At 63.1% G+C, this 15,526-nt stretch carries 15 protein-coding genes; 9 read left to right on the top strand and 6 right to left on the bottom strand.

Translation table 11 applies throughout. From position 1 onward, the window contains the following. Positions 1–302 precede the first annotated feature (302 nt). From N5D30_RS23200 to N5D30_RS23190, 3 genes are all read left to right on the top strand, one after another. Entirely contained in the window at positions 303–548 is a 246-nt protein-coding gene (locus tag N5D30_RS23200; protein WP_279910888.1) for a type II toxin-antitoxin system Phd/YefM family antitoxin, read from the top strand. Between the two features lie 123 nt (positions 549–671). After that, the gene (locus tag N5D30_RS23195) at positions 672–944 is read left to right on the top strand and encodes a CopG family ribbon-helix-helix protein (protein WP_003155922.1); all 273 of its coding nucleotides are present in this window, start codon (positions 672–674) and stop codon (positions 942–944) included. Further along, complete coding sequence (locus N5D30_RS23190; protein ID WP_279910887.1) at positions 932–1,225, top strand: type II toxin-antitoxin system RelE/ParE family toxin; 294 nt, start codon at positions 932–934, stop codon at positions 1,223–1,225. Before N5D30_RS23195 ends, N5D30_RS23190 begins: the two co-directional genes overlap by 13 nt. Here the strand turns inward: N5D30_RS23190 and N5D30_RS23185 are convergent. Then, on the bottom strand, positions 1,219–2,628 hold the full coding sequence (locus tag N5D30_RS23185) for a site-specific integrase (RefSeq protein ID WP_279910886.1): 1,410 nt from the start codon (positions 2,626–2,628) through the stop codon (positions 1,219–1,221). The genes N5D30_RS23190 and N5D30_RS23185 overlap by 7 nt on opposite strands. A 372-nt stretch (positions 2,629–3,000) precedes the next feature. Beyond that, a complete protein-coding gene (locus N5D30_RS23180; protein ID WP_279910885.1) occupies positions 3,001–4,080 on the bottom strand; it encodes a hypothetical protein in 1,080 nt (359 codons plus the stop codon). Between the two features lie 200 nt (positions 4,081–4,280). Between N5D30_RS23180 and N5D30_RS23175 the strand changes: the two genes are divergently transcribed. Beyond that, positions 4,281–4,709 carry a hypothetical protein gene (locus N5D30_RS23175; protein WP_279910884.1) on the top strand — a complete coding sequence of 143 codons (429 nt, stop codon included), beginning with the start codon at positions 4,281–4,283 and terminating at the stop codon, positions 4,707–4,709. Between the two features lie 115 nt (positions 4,710–4,824). Here N5D30_RS23175 and N5D30_RS23170 read toward each other — a convergent pair whose 3' ends face one another. The 3 genes from N5D30_RS23170 to mexE form a co-directional block, all read right to left on the bottom strand. Further along, on the bottom strand, positions 4,825–6,213 hold the full coding sequence (locus tag N5D30_RS23170) for a TolC family protein (protein WP_279910883.1): 1,389 nt from the start codon (positions 6,211–6,213) through the stop codon (positions 4,825–4,827). Further along, the gene (locus N5D30_RS23165) at positions 6,210–9,392 is read right to left on the bottom strand and encodes an efflux RND transporter permease subunit (RefSeq protein ID WP_279910882.1); all 3,183 of its coding nucleotides are present in this window, start codon (positions 9,390–9,392) and stop codon (positions 6,210–6,212) included. The genes N5D30_RS23170 and N5D30_RS23165 overlap by 4 nt, the downstream gene beginning before the upstream one ends. Before the next feature lie 108 nt (positions 9,393–9,500). After that, positions 9,501–10,742 (bottom strand): multidrug efflux RND transporter periplasmic adaptor subunit MexE, encoded by a 1,242-nt coding sequence (mexE, locus tag N5D30_RS23160; protein ID WP_279910881.1) that lies wholly within the window; start codon positions 10,740–10,742, stop codon positions 9,501–9,503. Between the two features lie 210 nt (positions 10,743–10,952). Between mexE and N5D30_RS23155 the strand changes: the two genes are divergently transcribed. Together N5D30_RS23155 and N5D30_RS23150 are read left to right on the top strand one after the other, a co-directional pair. Beyond that, positions 10,953–11,417, top strand: a complete 465-nt coding sequence (locus N5D30_RS23155; RefSeq protein WP_220814156.1) for an antitoxin Xre/MbcA/ParS toxin-binding domain-containing protein — start codon at positions 10,953–10,955, stop codon at positions 11,415–11,417. Next, positions 11,414–11,866, top strand: a complete 453-nt coding sequence (locus N5D30_RS23150) for an RES family NAD+ phosphorylase (RefSeq protein ID WP_279910880.1) — start codon at positions 11,414–11,416, stop codon at positions 11,864–11,866. The genes N5D30_RS23155 and N5D30_RS23150 overlap by 4 nt, the downstream gene beginning before the upstream one ends. Here N5D30_RS23150 and N5D30_RS23145 read toward each other — a convergent pair. Further along, positions 11,863–12,780 carry a LysR family transcriptional regulator gene (locus tag N5D30_RS23145; RefSeq protein ID WP_279902407.1) on the bottom strand — a complete coding sequence of 306 codons (918 nt, stop codon included), beginning with the start codon at positions 12,778–12,780 and terminating at the stop codon, positions 11,863–11,865. The two genes, N5D30_RS23150 and N5D30_RS23145, sit on opposite strands and share 4 nt — an antisense overlap. A gap of 171 nt (positions 12,781–12,951) precedes the next feature. Between N5D30_RS23145 and N5D30_RS23140 the strand changes: the two genes are divergently transcribed. From N5D30_RS23140 to N5D30_RS23130, 3 genes are all read left to right on the top strand, one after another. After that, positions 12,952–13,983 (top strand): zinc-dependent alcohol dehydrogenase family protein, encoded by a 1,032-nt coding sequence (locus N5D30_RS23140; protein ID WP_279910879.1) that lies wholly within the window; start codon positions 12,952–12,954, stop codon positions 13,981–13,983. Positions 13,984–14,681: 698 nt separating this feature from the next. Then, positions 14,682–15,062, top strand: a complete 381-nt coding sequence (locus N5D30_RS23135) for a ribbon-helix-helix protein, CopG family (RefSeq protein ID WP_279910878.1) — start codon at positions 14,682–14,684, stop codon at positions 15,060–15,062. Positions 15,063–15,128: 66 nt separating this feature from the next. Next, on the top strand, positions 15,129–15,473 hold the full coding sequence (locus N5D30_RS23130) for a hypothetical protein (protein ID WP_279910877.1): 345 nt from the start codon (positions 15,129–15,131) through the stop codon (positions 15,471–15,473). Positions 15,474–15,526 lie beyond the last annotated feature (53 nt).

Here is a 15,526-nt window from a genome sequence, read left to right as displayed (position 1 = left end):
CGATTCAGATTTCAGCCTCAGCCGTGCACTTTCGGCGAAGAAAATCGCCGAGGGAGTTTTTCAACAGAATCGGCCGGTTTCTGCCTGTTGCTACCGGCTGCTTTGTTGCTGGCTGTGGATGGTCATTTTTTCTCGTGCAGAACTCTGCCCATTCCGACATCAGTGTCCGGCCCAGTTAACAAATAAAAGTCTGGCCTATCTATATTTGAAAGGCCGTGTGGGCTTCAAGCTCATCCGGGGTAGTGATCTCTCATCCAGATTCGTCCTGCAACCCTCGGGCAATAGGGACAAAGAGGCTTTCTATGCAAAAGATCTTCTCTCAGGCAGCAGTCAGCATTTCTGAGCTGAAGAAAAACCCATCCCGCATTTTGGCTGAAGCCGCAGGTGCCCCTGTAGCCTTGCTCGACCAAGATCGTGTTATGGCATATCTAGTGCCAGCAGAGCTGTACAAGCAAATACTGGAACGTCTGGACGATTTCGAGCTGGCTACATTGGCGAAGGCTCGGGCAGCTGAAAAATCCATTCAAGTGTCCCTGGAAGACCTGTAAGCAGATGCTCCAGCTTGGATTGGACCATCCGGCGCTATGCCCATCGGCGTATTCATGGACAGCACAGTTTTTTCTCTGCTACCTTATTAAAAGGTAATACCTTTAGATAACGGAGGGCTAACCATGGCCACTTCCATCAAAATTGACGACGAGCTGAAAGGTCGCATTCAGCATTTGGCTGGTTTGCGGCAGCGTTCATCTCACTGGATCATGCGTGAGGCGATCACCCAGTACGTCGAGCGTGAGGAGGCCCGCGAGAGCTTCAAACAAGAAGCGCTGGCATCTTGGGCTGCGTATCAGGAAACCGGTAGGCATTTGACCGGCCAAGAGGCTCGCACCTGGCTTGGTAGCTGGGGTACAGATGCTGAGGCAGAGCTTCCCAAGTGCCACGACTGATTGTCACTGAAGGCGCGGCGAAGGGTTTGGAGCGTTGCCGGCGATTCCTCTCCGATAAAGATCCGCAGGTCGCGCGCCGCGCTGCACTGGCAATCGAGCGCCAATTCGCTCGATTGGAGGAAAGTCCGGAAGTAGGGCGCCCATTTCCAGATCTGCCTGAGCTGCGAGAGCTCATCATCGAGTTTGGGGACTCAGGTTACGTCGCCCTGTATCGCTATGAGCGCGCAGATGACACAGCTTATGTCTTGGCCTTTCGCCATCAAAAAGAAGCTGGCTACTGAGGCTCGACAGCAGCTACTGGGCTACCTGTAAGGATCGACTCCAGCTTCTCGCCCAACAACCGCCATGCCTCGCTTTTTTCCTTGGCATAATCATGGTGCAGATAATGACGGCGAACCTTTGAGCCGCCCAGCAGGTGGTTTTGGCAGCGGTCGATGATCTCAAGTGTCACTCCCAGCTCCTGCATCATGGTTGCGCCGGTTCGGCGGAGATCATGCGGCGTCCATTCCCCTTTCGCACCATTACTCAGCACCAGTGAGTCATCATGATGCCGGCCAGCCAGTGGCTTGCTGCGGTTCTTGAATCGACACTGGCGGTCTCCGATGAGCTTGCTGACGGTCTTGGTGTCGACGTGGCTTTGATTGTCTTTGCTGGGGAAGCAGAACGGCGTTTCGCCGGTTTCTTTCTGCAGGCGTTTGAACTGTGTGATGGAAAAAGCTGACAGGAACACGTGGTGATCCTGGCGCTTTCCTTTATGGCCCTTGGTGGCTTCTGCCGGGATGAACCAGGTGCCTTTCTCCAGGTCCACGTAGCGCCATTCGGCTTTAAGCAGCTCGCCGATTCGGCAGAGCGTGCTCAGGCAAATCCACAGCGCGCACTGGACACGCGTGTTAACCGGTCGAATGCCGGAATACTTCTGGCCAGCAGGAAGATCTTCGTAGTCTTTCTCCAGGCGTTCGAGGATGTCGCGCAGTTCTCGAATCTCATCAGGGGAGAGCAGTCGATCACGCTGTTCTTCGTAGTCATGGTCCAGCAGCTTGTTGACGTCTATCAGGTCGGCCGGATTGCCGTCAGCCATCAGGCCACGCCATGGCTTTCGTTTCTCGGCCCAGCGCAGCATCTGGCCGATGTCCTTGCTGCGGATAACGACGGTGCGATTGAGGCCGCGAGATTTGACAGAGCGCAGGACTGCTAGCAGATCCTTCTCGCTCAGGTTGCGCAGCGGTTTCTTGCCAATCAGTGGCAGGACGTCCTTCTTGAAGCTGCGGATCAGCTCAGCATTGCCGTCCTGGCGGGAGACGCCGTCACGTATCCAGTCATCAAACAGATCGGCCACTGTCTTGTTTTCTGCGGCTTCACGCTCTGCTTCAGCAATAGTGGTGGCGATTGCCGCTTGCGCTTCGATCCGTGCTGCTTTTGCTGCAAGAGTGGGGTGCAATCCTTTTGTGACAAGTACCCGGGCTTCGTCTCGCTCAGACCGAATTTGCGCCAAGCTTTTCTTCGGCCAACTACCCAAGCGCTTCCTGGTGCGCGCTCCATCCAGCTTGAATTCATAGCTGAACTGAACTGTGATCCCGCGGACTCCGACACGCACCTCAGCAACCAGTCCTCCATCCTCACGGAAGACCTTGCCGTCATCTTGCGCTGTCAGTGCCTCCAATTGCTTGATCGTTACCTTGGACACTCTCTACCCCTAGTAAAATTCCTCGCGCCCGAATTTTGTGCCACTTTTGTGCCACCAAAATGCTTGGCTGGTGGTGGACGGTATCGGATGCTATTGGATGAAAGAGTAGCCTCTAAGGCGCGTATTTACTAGGGTTTAGCCTTTCCGATAGTGTCCGGTACGATCTATGGGGATCTATAAAATAAGCGCATGGGGTGCAAGGGGTCGAGTGTTCGAATCACTCCGTCCCGACCAAATAACTCCACGACTTAGGCCAGTTCAGAGATGAGCTGGCCTTTTTCGTTTTGGGGACTTTTTCGGTTGTCTGGCCTGTCCGAGCGGTGGATGTGCCAGGCGCTGGCTGTAAGGCCGCTGGAGCCACCAGCGCTGAGGTCATTCACCGATATCGAGGAAGTCGTCGTGCTCGCTGTAGTGGTTGAGCGCGCGGATGATTTCGGCGTGGCTGGCGTCGGGTTTTTGCTGGATGGCGAGGTCGACGACGTCCTGGAACTGCTCGCCGGAGTAGGAGAACCGTAGCCCCCGGCGGGTGACCGAGTCCGGGTATGCCTCTTCGCCATTTGCAGCCACTTGCACGGGGCCGGCGAGGAATACCGCGTCTCTAGGATCAAAGGCGTCGGCCTCCGCCGTATACAGGTCGTAGGCCAGTTCACGCTCCTGCTGTGCCTTGACGCAGTCGATCAGCTCCTCGATGCGAAGGAACGTGTCGCGCTGGAAAGTTCTCAGCGCCGGGCTGTCCGGACGGAACTCCACCGTGGCGCCCAGCCCTTGCAGATGGACCTGGGTTCGCTGCAGGCGCACTAGGTAGCCCTGCGCCACGGGGATGCTCTGCTGCCCCGCCAGCGTCAGTGCTTCCTGCGGCGACAGCTCCAGTGCCTGCCGGAGGAACTGGACGACCTTCATCTTCTGTGGCCCGATGCGGGTGATGATCAGGGCTCCGTGCTGCCAGATCTCATCACCGGGTGGTGCTTCGAGGGACACATCTTCATGTTCCACCAACGCTGCAGATCGGTAGTGCTCAAGCACTTCGGGCCACAGTTCGCCGGCCAGGCCGACCTCACGCTCTAGGTAGTTCTGCGCCGCCGTCTCGTCTGCGGCAATATCGCGCAGAGTGGCCAGTATCTCGGCGAAGTGCTGCAGGCTGGAGGCGACCCACTCGGCGTCCCAGCGTCCGGCGCCATGGGGCGCGTAGTAGACGGGAAAGCCTTGCGCTTCTTCGTCGAGGTCGATGAAGAACGGATCGTCGAAGCCGTTCAGCGCGATCACATACCACCCGGGCTGCCAGGCGCCCGGCGCGGTGCCGACCAGACTTTCGCCGGTTAGGCCGTGGCGGCGGAAGCCGATCTGCCAGCCATCCCAGTCGTCCGGCCGCGGGTAGTGGCGGGGCAGGGACATGCTACCCGGCACGATGGCCTGGTCGATGAGCTGGCGGACGGCGGTGGGCATGATCGGCATGGCGGTTTCCAGGGGTGAGCAGGGCGCTTGATCGTTCCCAGGCTGGTCGCAAGGGAATAGCCGTCCCATCATATAGAACCGCCATGGATTCGAGCGTCACATGGATACGACTCACTGCCCCGAAGCTCCCAGCCGCTATGCCGTTGCTGCCGACGGCGTGCCCGTGGGCGCCGATGCGATTCATCCGGAGCCTTGGGCGAGTGAATAAGGTCTTCGAATTGCTGCACCCGGCGGGTCTGCATATTGCGCCAGGCCTGGAGGAGTCGTTTCTGGTGGGAAGCCATGGGGGCTTGATTCTGCATCGGCGCAAGAACGGGCCGGGCTGGGTCTGGTACCGGCTCGAACCGTGGCTGGACGGAGATTTCCGGCTGGGCATCGAGCTGGCCTTCCACCAGGGTGCGCTGGTGGAGTGCGTACTGTTCCACGATGACGAAAGCGCCTATGGCCGTGGCTGGGATGAATGGTCCGAGCACAAGGAGCGTCGTCGCGCCAAGGCACTGCGCAAGTGGCTGGCCGTACGCGGCTGGGCGCCCGGCCTATATGGCTGGGGTGAGGTATGGGCCGGCTATGATCCTCGCGCGGGCTTCGGTGGAGGCGGAGTCAGGTACTCGCGCGCTGGAGATGTCTGAAGATAAAAAAATCCCCACGGATAGGAGCTGAACCGTGGGGATGCGCAATGGCCGACAAAGGGCGGTGTCGGCCCAGGAGGATCATGCCCCCGCCGTGGCGGACGGGCTCGATGGATCAGGCGCTGGGCTGCCAGCCGCCGCCGAGCGCCTTGTAGATGGCGACGATGCCGCGATACAGCTCGACTTCGGCCTGGGCTTGGGCGTCTTCGGCGGCCAGGCGTTCGCGCTCGGCGTCGAGCAGCACCAGGAAGTCCTCGGTGCCTTCGCGATAGCGCACCGCGGCCTGGGCTGCCGCCGCGCGGCTGGCCTCGGACTGGCGGACCAGCGAGACCAGGCGCTGCTGGCGCTTGGCGTAGTCGCTGAAGGCGTTTTCCGACTCTTCCAGGGCCAGCAGTACCTGTTGCTCGTACTGGGCCAGCGCGCCGTCGGCCTCGGCTTCGGCGCCGCGCAGGCGGGCCCGCACGCTGCCCAGGTCGAACGCGGCCCAGCTGATGGTTGGTGCCACGCCCCAGGCCCGCGCATCGGCGGCGCCGAGCTGCGAACCGCGACCGGCGGTAAAGCCGAGGAAGCCGGACAGACTCACCCGAGGGAACAGGTCCGCCGTCGCCACCCCGACGTTGGCGGTGGCGGCGGCCAGCTGGCGCTCGGCCACCCGCACATCGGGGCGGCGGCGCAGCAGCTCGGCCGGGTCGCCGATCGGCAGGGCCTTGGCGATCACCGGCAGCGGCCGGGGCGACAGGTCCACGCTGAGCTGTTCCGGGCGCTGGCCGAGGAGGGTGGCGATGCGATGGCGGGCCCGCGCTTCCTCGGCCTGCAGTTGCGGCAGGCTGGCCTCGGTGGCGGCCAGGCGGGCGTCGGCGCGCAGCACGTCCAGCTCGCTGCCCACGCCGGCGTCGCGCAGCTGCTCGGTGAGGCCGCGCGACTCCTGCTGGTTCTTCAGGTTGTCGCGCGCAATCCGCTCCCTGAGCTGGGCGCCGCGCAGGTTGCCGTAGGCGTCCACCAGTTCGGCGATCAGGCTGACCTGCAACTGGTACAGCTCGGCCTCGGCGGCTTCGCTCTGCGCATCGCTGGCTTCGATGGTGCGCTGGATGCGGCCGAACAGGTCCAGTTCCCAGGCCATGTCCAGGCCGAGGTCGTAGCGTTCCTGGCGCACGCGCTCCTCAGTGGTCGGCGGTTGCTGGGCCTTGCCGAACTCGCCACTGGCGCGGCTGGTGATCACCGGCATCTGGTCGTTGCCGACATCGTCACGGATGGCGCGGGCGGCGCGCAGGCGGGCGAAGGCCACGCGCAGCTCGCGGTTTTCCTTGAGCGACTGTTGCACCAGCTGGCTCAGGGTAGGGTCGTCGAACTGTTGCCACCAGGCCGATTCGAAGCCTGTGCGGTCATAGTTTCCGGCTTCCAGGCTGGCGATCTGCGCTGGCCGGGTATCCGGCGCCTGGTAGTCCGGGCCGACGGCGCAGGCGCTGACCGCGAGGGCGAGCAGGGCGGGAATCAACGGCTTCATGCATGCACCTCATGGGCGATCTGGTTGGCCTTGCGCGCTTCGCGCTTCTCCACGAAGGCGCGGATCAGCACGTAGAACACCGGGGTCAGCAACAGGCCGAAGAAGGTCACGCCGATCATCCCGCTGAACACCGCCACGCCCATGGCATGGCGCATCTCGGCACCGGCGCCGCTGGAGAGCACCAGGGGCACCACGCCCATGATGAAGGCGATGGAAGTCATCAGGATCGGGCGCAGACGCAGTCGGCAGGCTTCCAGCACCGCGGCGACGCGATCCAGGCCTTCTTCCTGCTTCTCCTTGGCGAATTCGACGATGAGGATGGCGTTCTTGCACGCCAGGCCCACCAGCACGATCAGGCCGATCTGGGTGAACACGTTGTTGTCGCCGCCGGCCAGGATCACCCCGACGATGGCGGAGAACAGCACGGTCGGCACGATCAGGATCACCGCCAGCGGCAGACTCCAGCTTTCGTACTGGGCGGCCAGCACCAGGAAGGCCAGCAGCACGCAGAGCGGGAAGATGAAGATCGCGGTGTTGCCGGCGAGGATCTGCTGGTAGGTCAGCTCGGTCCATTCGTAGGTCATGCCATTGGGCAGTTCCTCCTTGAGCAGCTTGGCGATGGCCGCCTCGGCCTGGCCGGAGCTGTAGCCGGGCGCTGCCGCGCCGTTGATCTCGGCGGTGAGGAAGCCGTTGTAGTGCATCACCCGATCCGGACCGGCGCTGTTTTCCACCTTGACGAAGGTCGACAACGGGATCATCTCGCCACGGTTGTTGCGCACCTTGAGCTGACCGATCTGCTCCGGCTCCAGGCGGAACTGCTGGTCGGCCTGGACGTTGACTTGGTAGGTGCGGCCGAAGCGGTTGAAGTCGTTGGCGTACAGCGAGCCCAGGTACACCTGCATGGTGTCGAAGATGTCGCTGATGGCCACGCCGTGGGTCTTGGCCTTCTCGCGGTCGATGGCCGCATCCACCTGGGGCACGTTGACCTGGTAGCTGGTGAAGATCGACATCGGGTCCAGTTCGGGCAGCTGGCGCGCCTTGGCGATGACGTTCTGGGTCTGCTTGTACAGCTCCTCGTAGCCCAGGCTGCCACGGTCCTCCACCTGCAGGCGGAAGCCGCCTATGGTGCCGAGGCCCTGCACGGGTGGCGGCGGGAAGATGGCGATGTAGGCATCCTGGATGTCGGCGAACTGGGCATTCAGTTCGGCGGCGATGGCGGCGGCCGACATCGACGGGGCCTTGCGCTCGTCGAACGGTTTGAGCGGGGTGAACACGATGCCGCTGTTCGGGCTGTTGGTGAAACCGTTGATCGACAGGCCCGGGAAGGCCACGGTGTTCTCCACGCCCGGATGCTTGCCGGCGATTTCCGACATGCGCTTGATCACGTCCTCGGTACGGTCGAGGGTGGCGGCATCCGGCAGCTGGGCGAAGGCGACCAGGTATTGCTTGTCCTGCTGCGGCACGAAACCGCTCGGGGTGCTGGAGAAGCCCAGGTAGCCGAGCGCCAGCAGGCCGCCGTAGACCAGCAGGGCGATCGAACTGCCGCGCAGCACGCGCTTCACGGTGCCGACGTAGCCATGGCTGGCGCGGTCGAAGAAGCGGTTGAAGGGGTTGAACAGCCAGCCGCCGAACAGCTTGTCGAGCACGCGGGAGAAACGGTCCTTCGGCGCGTGGTGATCCTTCAGCAGCACGGCGGCCAGGGCCGGCGATAGGGTCAGCGAGTTGAACGCCGAGATCACGGTCGAGATGGCGATGGTCAGCGCGAACTGCTGGTAGAACTGCCCGGTGAGGCCGGAAATGAACGCGGTCGGCACGAACACGGCACACAGCACGAGGGCGGTGGCGACGATGGGGCCGGTCACTTCCTTCATGGCCTGGCGGGTGGCGTCGATGGGCGACTTGCCGAGGCCGATGTTGCGCTCGACGTTCTCCACCACGACGATGGCGTCGTCCACCACGATGCCGATGGCCAGCACCAGGCCGAACAGCGACAGGGCGTTGAGCGAGAAGCCGAACAGGTGCATCACGGCAAAGGTACCGATCAGCGACACCGGCACGGCGGCCAGCGGGATGATGGAGGCACGCCAGGTCTGCAGGAACAGGATCACCACCAGTACCACCAGCACAATGGCTTCGAGCAGGGTGTGCACCACCGCCTCGATGGAGCCGCGCACGAAGATGGTCGGGTCGTAGACGATTTCGTAGTCCATGCCCTGGGGGAAGGCCTGCTTCAGCTCGGCCATGCGCTCGCGCACCGAGTCGGAAATCTCGATGGCGTTGGAGCCCGGGCGCTGGAACACCGGGATGGCCACGGCCGGCTGGTTGTTCAGCAGCGAGCGCAGGGCGTACTGGCTGGAGCCCAGTTCGATGCGGGCGATGTCCTTGAGGCGGGTGATCTCGCCGTCGTCGCCGGCGCGGATGATGATGTTCTCGAACTCTTCCTCGCTGACCAGGCGGCCCTGGGTGTTGATCGACAGCTGGAAGCTGTTGCCGGCATCCGAGGGCGGCGCACCGAGGGCACCTGCGGCGACCTGGCGGTTCTGCTCGCGGATGGCGTTGACCACGTCGGTGGCGGTGAGGTTGCGCGAGGCCACCTTGTTCGGGTCGAGCCACACGCGCAGCGAGTAGTTGCCCATGCCGAACAGCTGCACGTCGCCCACGCCGTCCAGCCGCGCCAGCTCGTCCTTGACGTTGAGCGCGGCGTAGTTGGACAGGTAGAGCATGTCGTAGCGCTGGTCCGGCGAGGTCAGGTGGACCACCATGGTCAGGTCGGGGGAGGCCTTGTCCACGGTCACGCCAAGCCGCTGCACCTCGGTGGGCAGGGTCGGCATGGTACGGGTCACGCGGTTCTGCACCTGCACCTGGGCGTTGTCCAGGTCGGTGCCGAGAGCGAAGGTGATGGTCAGGGTCAGCTTGCCGTCGTTGGTCGACTGGGAGGACAGGTAGAGCATGCCCTCCACGCCGACGATGGCCTGCTCCAGCGGCGAGGCGACGGTTTCGCCGATCACCTTGGGGTTGGCACCGGGGAAGTTGGCGCGCACCACCACGGTGGGTGGCACCACTTCCGGGTATTCGCTGATCGGCAGCTGGAACAGCGAGATCGCGCCGGCGATCAGCACCAGCAGGGATAGCACGGCGGCGAAGATCGGCCGCTTGATGAAGAACTGGGAGAAGTTCATGGAGTCCTCGAACTTGGCGCGTCATGCGCGCCAGGCTTGGGTCATTCGCAGGGCGGGTGAAACCCGCGGGTTCGGTGAGGCGCGGGCATTGCCCGCCCTACGTCTGGCTCAGCTACGCGGCGAGCGGGGCAGGGTGGTGTTCTTTTCCGCCACGCGCGGTGCATCGCGGTTGTCGACCGCCTGGCGCAGGCTCGCCAGCTGGGCGAGGGTGGCCTCGTCGGCCATCGGCACGGCCTGCGGCTCGACGGTGGCACCGGGCATGGCGCGCTGCAGGCCGTTGACCACGATCTTCTCGCCCTTGGCCAGACCGGTGCGGACGATACGCAGGCCCTCCAGCTTCGGGCCGAGCTCGATGGCGCGGTAGTCCACGGTGTTGTTCTCGCCGAGCACCAGGACGAATTTCTTGCCGAGATCGGTGCCGACTGCGTCGTCCTTGATCAGCGCGGCCGGGTATGTGCTGCTGCCGACCAGCTTGAGGCGGGCGTAGAGACCGGGGGTGAACTCGCCCTTGCTGTTGTCGAACACGGCGCGGCCACGGATGGTACCGGTGCGCGGGTTGACCTGATTGTCGAGGAAGTCCAGCTGGCCGGCGTGCGGATGGCCGCTCTCGCTGGACAGGCCGAGGTACACCGGGCTGGCGCCACGGGCGTCGCCGCCGGCCTTGCGGGCCAGCTCGATGTACTTGAGGAACACGCGCTCGTCGGCGTCGAAGTAGGCGTAGACCTTGTCGGTGGAAACCACCGAGGTCAGCAGCGACTGGCCGGCGTTGACCAGGTTACCCTCTGTGATTTCGGCACGGCTGACGCGGCCGTCGATCGGCGAGGCAACGCGGGTGAAGCTGAGGTTGAGCTGGGCGTTCTCCAGCTCGGCCTGGATGGCGGCGACGGCGGCCTGGGCTTCGGTCGCGGCGCTGGCGCGGGCATCGGCCAGTTCGGCGGAAATCGCGTTGCTCTGGCGCAGGCGCTCGCCGCGACGGGCTTCGTTGATGGCTCGGGTCTGGCCGGCGCGGGCCTGTTGCAGTTGGGCCTGCAGGCGCTTGACCTCGGCCTCGAACGGGCGTGGATCGATCTGGAACAGCAGCTGGCCTTTCTTCACCAGGCTGCCTTCGTCGAAGGCGACGTGGTCGATGTAGCCGGAGACGCGCGGCCTCACCTCGACCGATTCCGGCGCCTCCAGGCGACCGGTGAACTCGTCCCATTCGTTGATCGGCTGTTCGATCACTTCGGCGACGCTGACCTTGGCGGCCGAGGGCTGCTGGCCGACTTCCTCGCCCTTGCCGCAGGCGCTCAGCACCAGCATGGCCGCGAGGGCCAGGGGGAAGCGCCAGGAGAGATTGCGTGACTGTTCCATGTTTGACTCCGCCAGTCGGATTTGTGGATGGGCGGAGTCTGCGGCGCGGAATTTGAAGGCACGAATCGAACGCCACAAATTCAATTATCAATGCGCGTGATTTTGGTTCATCAAAGCAGGGCGTGGTTGTGGTGTTGGCGAGGGCGGCGCCAGGCAGTATGATTGCCATATGGCATATATTTTAATGCCATCTGACAGAAGGAGTTCTCCATGGCTATCGTAGCTGCTCTGGCCGAAATGCCGCGCTTCCAGCCGCCGCCGCCCCGCGACGGCTCGATCTGGAGCCTTCTCGGCCTTCCCACCGACGTCAGGCTGCTGCAACGCGAGATAGAGAAGGGCATGAATCACGCGCTGATCGAGCGCTTCGCTCGTATCTCGCACCTGGCGCCAGCGCAGATCCTGCGCAGCCTCAACCTGAGCGAACGCACCCTGGCCAGGCGCCGCGAGAGCGGCCGCCTGCAGCGGGAGGAGAGCGATCGCCTAGTCAGTCTGCTGACCATCTACGACGCGGCGCTGCAGCTGTTCGGCGGCAACGCCGAGGCGGCTTCCCGCTGGCTCAACAGCGCCGAGCGGGCGCTGGGCGGACAGACGCCCGTCGAGTACCTGCGCACCGAACTCGGCACCCGGGAAGTCCTGGCGCTGATCCATCGTCTGGAACACGGCGTGTTCATGTGAAGCTCTATCGCATCTGCCGGCGTCGCCATCTCGACAGTTGCTGGAGCGGCCTGGGCGCGGAGCTGTACGGTGGCCGCTGGAACAGCGTCGGGCGGCGCGCCGTGTACTGCGCGACCAGCATTTCCCTGGCCATCCTAGAGGTGCTGGTTCACCTCAAGGACGAGCAGGCGCTGGAGGATTTCGTGGTGCTGGAAATCCAGGTGCCGGACGACAGCCTGATGCGTCTGTTTCCCTTGCCCGAGCAATGGAACGCCGAGCCGCTGACGCCGACCTCCCAGCAGGCCGGCGACGCCTGGCTAGATAGCCTGGGCTCGCTGGGTCTGGTGGTGCCTTCGGTGATCGTGCCGCTGGAATACAACGTCCTGCTCAACCCCCGTCATTCCGGTTTCGCCCACTGCCAGGCTTCGGCCCGCGAGGTGGAGCTGCGGCTCGATCCCCGTCTTCTTTAGCCGAGGCTGTCCGGATCGCCGCAGAACATCTGGATGCGCGAGCGCAGCCAGCGCTCCGCCGGGTCGTTGTCCTGCGCGCCGCGCCAGGCCATATGCAGCTCGAAGGTGCGGGTCGGCAACGGCAAATCGTCGGCACGCAGACCGCCCGCGGCGGTCAGCGTAGCGGCGGTGTAGTCCGGCACGGTGGCAACGATGTCGGTGCCCGCCAGCAGAGTCCCCAATCCGTTGAACTGGGGCACCGCAAGCACCACCCGGCGCTTGCGCTCCAGCTTCTCCAGTTCCTCGTCGATGAAGCCGGTCAGGTCTCCGGCGAACGAAACCAGGGCATGGGGCCTGGCGCAGAAATCGTCCAGGCTGATGGCGCCGGGCACGCTGTCGGCCCGCAGCAGGCGGGGCTTGCTGCGGCGCAGCACCTTGCGCTTGGCGTTGGCGGGCAGCTCGTCGGTGTAGCTCACGCCTACCGAGATTTCGCCGGAGGCCAGCAGGTTGGGCATCAGCAGGTAGTTGGCCCGGCGGATCACCAGCACGACGCCCGGCGCCTCGGCGCGCAGGCGCCGCAGCAATGGTGGCAACAGGGCGAACTCGACGTCGTCGGACAGGCCGATGCGGAACACCGCGGTACTGGTGGCCGGGTCGAAGTCGGTGGCCCGGCTGACCGCGGTCGAGATCGAATCCAGCGCGGGAGAGAGGAGGGCGAAGATCTCGTTGGCCCGGGCGGTGGGTTCCATGCTGCGGCCAGTGCGCACGAACAGCGGGTCGTCGAAGAGGTTGCGCAGGCGGGCGAGGGCGGCGCTGATGGCCGGCTGGCCCAGGAAGAGTTTTTCCGCGGCACGGGTCACGCTGCGCTCGTACATCAGCGTCTCGAATACGATCAACAGGTTGAGATCGACGCGGCGCAAATCGTTGCGGTTCATGGCGGGCTTCCACTTTGGGTGTGTGAAAGGTGCGGCCGTGGCAAGATAACGTCAAGCCCGCCGCCGCTCGCGGATCAGCACCGTTTATGGTGACTATCAATCCGTCCGGGTGGTGCCCGAGGGAAAGCCCGTATAGAGTCCGTGGCCATAGAGACTACGGCGAGGTGTGTGATGTCCCGCATGATCCGCTTCCATCAGTTCGGTGACGCCAGCGTGTTGCGCCTGGAGGAACTGCCGACTCCGAAACCCGGCCACGGCGAGGTGCTGGTGCGTACCCAAGCGCTCGGCGTCGGCTGGCGAGACGTGCTGTGGAGGCAGAACCTGGCACCTGATCAGACTGCCCAATTGCCGGCGGGCGTCGGTTTCGAACTGGCCGGCGTGATCGAGGCGGTCGGGCCGGGCGTGACGGACTTCGCGCCGGGCATGGCCGTGGCCAGCTTTCCCGCGTTCAGTACCAACCAGTATCCGGCCTGGGGCGACCTGGTGCTGATGCCGGCCAAGGGCTTGGCTCGCTACCCGGACGTACTGACGCCGGCCGAGGCCGCTGTTCTCTACACCCCCTACATGCTGGCGTATTTCGCCCTGGTCGAACTCGCCGAGGTCCAGCCGGGCCAACGCGTGCTGGTCACCGAGGCGGCCCATTGCCTGGCGCCCCAGGCGGTGCAGATGGCCAAGGCGCTCGGCGCCGAGGTCGTGGCGGCCACCAGTGACGGCAATACCCGTGGCTATCTGCGCGAACTGGGCGCCGACAAGGTGATCGATACGGAAGAACAGGATCTGGTCCTGGAAGTCGAGCGCTTCACCGACGGCAAGGGCGTCGAAGTCGTGCTCGACCAGTGCGCGGGCCCGCAGATGAAGCTGCTCGGCGACGTGGCCGCGACCCGCGGCAAGCTGATCATCTACGGCGTCAACGGTGGCAACGATGCGGCGTTTCCGGCCTGTGCCGCGTTCAAGAAGCACCTGCAGTTCTTCCGGCATTGCGTGATGGATTTCACCGGCCAGCCCGAACTGGGCCTGCAGCGCGACGAGGCTGCCGTGCAGCGCGCGATCGTACGCATCAACCAGATGGCCGCGGACAGGTTGCTCAAGCCGACCATCGCCAAGACCTTTGCCTTCGAGGATTTCGTTGCGGCCAACCAGTTCATGGAAACCTGTCCGGCGGGCGGGCGCGTGGTGATGACTCTGGATACCCGGGCTGACTGAGTGTCAGCCTGGCGTGACCGAATTTCCGATTCGAAAGTGGCGTGTGACTTTCCTGACACGCAATACGTAAGTTCGCATAATGCTCCGGCCTTATGTTGAGCGGCGCCCGGACAATCTCTATGCCTCCGGGCGCCGCGTAACATAGGGCCGATTATGTGCAAGCCCACCCCCCTCGAAATCCCGCTACACCTTGTCGAACTGGCGCAGCTCTATGCGCCCAGTCGGCACCCTCTCGATGCCGTTTGTTTCATCCTGGAACGTCACTCACACTTGGTCGCAGAGCTTCGGGATCTGCGCCGCAGGCTGTCTGATTTCGATGCTGAGAGTTCGGCTTTCGACTCTCGTCTTGAGGCTTTGCAGGATGCTTGCAAAGCCATCCTCAATCTCTGATGCAAATCGGCCTGCCCGGGCTCAGGGCAACTTGTTGTCCTGGGAGCGGGTAGGGGACAAGCGAAGCGCGTCAGCAGGTTGCTAGGCGGGCGGCGCCCGACGTCCGTTAGGTCGAGCGTGCGAGACCAACGGCCGCCGTGCGCCGCCCGCCTGACGTCCCTGTAACACGTAACACGTCAGATAAACCGGTGTGAAAACCGTCAATAAGTCATGTTTCTTACGCAGCCCAGTAAATACGGGGCCTACAGCGCCTTGCGAGAAATCCATTTTTATGGATAATCGATGTATAACATACATATGGTATAGGCATGACTAACATAATTTCATCGTCTGAACGACGCGAACTGATTGATCTGTTTGTTGAGTTTGAGGGCATGTCGAAGACCCATGCAAAACGCCTCGTTGGCGATGCCAAGCCGTTCGATTTGAAAAAATCGCTGTTAGCTTTACGTGATGCAAAGGCTGCGCGTTCTGCACCGGCTGCGGTCTCGGTTCAGCCATCTGTTGCTCCAGATGAAGCCAAGCGAGCGCCGGTTCGTGAGTCACGTTCGAAGAAGGTTCCCTACACGCTTTTGCTGCCACCTGAGCAACTGGAGGCGTTAAAGGTTTTTGCTGAGAGGGATGATTCGTCCGTCTCGCACCATATCCGGCAGGCGATCAGGGTCTACCTCAAGTCTCGTCCGGTTTAATCGCTGAGCCCAGGAGCGGCAACTCCTGGGTTCAGCTAACCACCCTCGATCACTAGGAGATCGAAAATGGCTGTCGCAAATTCTACTGAAACCCTTGTGTTTGCTGGTTTTGTCGCCTCGCCGGGCCAGGCCGAAAAGCTGGTCAACAATGAAAAAAAATCATGTTCGATCAGCGTTCAGGAGGCGGTTTTACTTCTCGGCAAGACCGCTTTGGTTGAGCTTGCTTGGGGTGATGATCCGGAACCTCTCTGGTGCCTGGTTCACATCGTGGGCGTATTCCTTGCTTTGCAGGGGGTCTACGAACATCCTCATTTCATGGTCTTCAGTGCATCAGGTGGCCAGACATATCCGAATGAGATGTTCTGGTCAGATATCCGCACGTTGCGCGTCCTGGAGCAAAGCCGGCATTGATCTGGGGTGGCCACGCTGACGTGATCTGCTGACGGCAGCGTGTCCTAACGGGT

The sequence above is a fragment of the Pseudomonas sp. GD03875 genome, assembly GCF_029840585.1.
GTDB lineage: Bacteria > Pseudomonadota > Gammaproteobacteria > Pseudomonadales > Pseudomonadaceae > Aquipseudomonas > Aquipseudomonas paralcaligenes.
The sequence above is the reverse complement of the archived record's forward strand: the minus strand, read 5'-3'. Positions and strand labels throughout refer to the sequence as shown.

Bases quoted from the DNA above. Each gene is read 5' to 3' on its own strand.
- N5D30_RS23200 (WP_279910888.1), top strand. From the start codon at position 303: ATGCAAAAGATCTTCTCTCAGGCAGCAGTCAGCATTTCTGAGCTGAAG.
- N5D30_RS23195 (WP_003155922.1), top strand. From the start codon at position 672: ATGGCCACTTCCATCAAAATTGACGACGAGCTGAAAGGTCGCATTCAG.
- N5D30_RS23180 (WP_279910885.1), bottom strand. From the start codon at position 4,080: ATGCCGATCATGCCCACCGCCGTCCGCCAGCTCATCGACCAGGCCATC.
- N5D30_RS23170 (WP_279910883.1), bottom strand. From the start codon at position 6,213: ATGAAGCCGTTGATTCCCGCCCTGCTCGCCCTCGCGGTCAGCGCCTGC.
- N5D30_RS23165 (WP_279910882.1), bottom strand. From the start codon at position 9,392: ATGAACTTCTCCCAGTTCTTCATCAAGCGGCCGATCTTCGCCGCCGTG.
- mexE (WP_279910881.1), bottom strand. From the start codon at position 10,742: ATGGAACAGTCACGCAATCTCTCCTGGCGCTTCCCCCTGGCCCTCGCG.
- N5D30_RS23155 (WP_220814156.1), top strand. From the start codon at position 10,953: ATGGCTATCGTAGCTGCTCTGGCCGAAATGCCGCGCTTCCAGCCGCCG.
- N5D30_RS23145 (WP_279902407.1), bottom strand. From the start codon at position 12,780: ATGAACCGCAACGATTTGCGCCGCGTCGATCTCAACCTGTTGATCGTA.
- N5D30_RS23140 (WP_279910879.1), top strand. From the start codon at position 12,952: ATGTCCCGCATGATCCGCTTCCATCAGTTCGGTGACGCCAGCGTGTTG.
- N5D30_RS23135 (WP_279910878.1), top strand. From the start codon at position 14,682: ATGACTAACATAATTTCATCGTCTGAACGACGCGAACTGATTGATCTG.
- N5D30_RS23130 (WP_279910877.1), top strand. From the start codon at position 15,129: ATGGCTGTCGCAAATTCTACTGAAACCCTTGTGTTTGCTGGTTTTGTC.